1 protein-coding gene is annotated in these 1,204 nt (G+C 36.5%); it reads right to left on the reverse strand.

Going from position 1 to position 1,204, the window contains the following annotated elements; genetic code table 11:
• Positions 1 to 51: 51 nt before the first annotated feature.
• Entirely contained in the window at positions 52 to 1,137 is a 1,086-nt protein-coding gene (locus ABMQ40_RS16595) for an IS481 family transposase (RefSeq protein ID WP_153391442.1), read from the reverse strand.
• Positions 1,138 to 1,204: the final 67 nt, after the last annotated feature.

Raw genomic sequence — 1,204 nt, forward strand, 5'->3', positions numbered from 1 at the left:
TGAATTAGTCAATACTTAATCTGACAGTTAGGGGTTAAAAATAATTGTCAGTTATCCAATATTATCCTTACTTCCAAAAGTAAGGATTTTTTGTTCCTCTGCAAGAGTTTCCAATAATTTCTCTTTTGCAATAGTTTTACTATCTAGAAACGTCTGCATCGGTGTTTTACCGTAACAATGTTTTCCTGTATGCGTTCTTTCATTGTTGTAATACGACAACCAGCTGTTCAGGTCTAATTGCAGCTCTTCAATACTTCTGTAAATTTTCTTTCTGAAAGCTATGGCATAAAACTCGTCCTGTATCGTCCTGTGAAAACGTTCGCAAATGCCATTGGTCTGAGGGCTTTTAGCCTTGGTCTTCGTATGATCGATATCTTCAATGGCCAAATAGAGCTGGTATTCATGCTGTTCCCTTATCCCACAGTATTCCGTTCCTCGGTCTGTTAAAATTCTGAGTAAACGAAGTTCCTGCTGCTCAAAGAAAGGGACTACCTGATCATTAAGCATGTCAGCAGCAATAAGAGCATTTTTACGGTCATATAGCTTTGCAAATACTACCTTTGAATATGTATCAATAAAAGTTTGTTGATAAATATGTCCAACTCCTTTGATATTGCCTACGTAATAAGTGTCTTGAGCTCCTAAATATCCTGGATGATGAGTTTCAATTTCTCCATGAGCTTTTTTCTCTTCCTTAGCCCTTTCTAGTGCTGAAAGTTGAGATTCAGTAAGGACTACACCATCTTGAGCGGATTTGGCTTCTAGGGCTTTCAATCTTAGTTTAAACGTATGTAGATCGTGTCTTAACCAAATACTTCTGACTCCACCTGGTGATACAATGAAACCTTTCTTTTTAAGTTCATTACTTACTCTAAGCTGCCCCAAAGCAGGATTTTCAATAGCTATATCAACAACAGCCTTTTCAATGACTTCATCTACACGATTCTTTAATACTGGCTTTCTTCTGGAGATTTCCTGTAATGCTAATTCACCTCCTTGCTCATACAATTCTTTAAATCTATAAAAACTGTCTCGGGAATATCCCATCACCTTACAGGCTTTGGATACGTTTCCTAAATGTTGTGCTAATTCAAGTACGCCTAACTTGTTTTTGATGATCTTTTGTTGGGTTGTCATAATACTTAATCTGTTTTAAAGTTATTTAATTTGATATAACTGTCAGATAAAGTCGTGGCTATTACAC

It is taken from the genome of Chryseobacterium gossypii (assembly GCF_041361455.1).
GTDB lineage: Bacteria > Bacteroidota > Bacteroidia > Flavobacteriales > Weeksellaceae > Chryseobacterium > Chryseobacterium gossypii.

Excerpts from the sequence above, each read along its gene's own strand:
- ABMQ40_RS16595 (WP_153391442.1), bottom strand. The coding sequence starts at position 1,137 with ATGACAACCCAACAAAAGATCATCAAAAACAAGTTAGGCGTACTTGAA.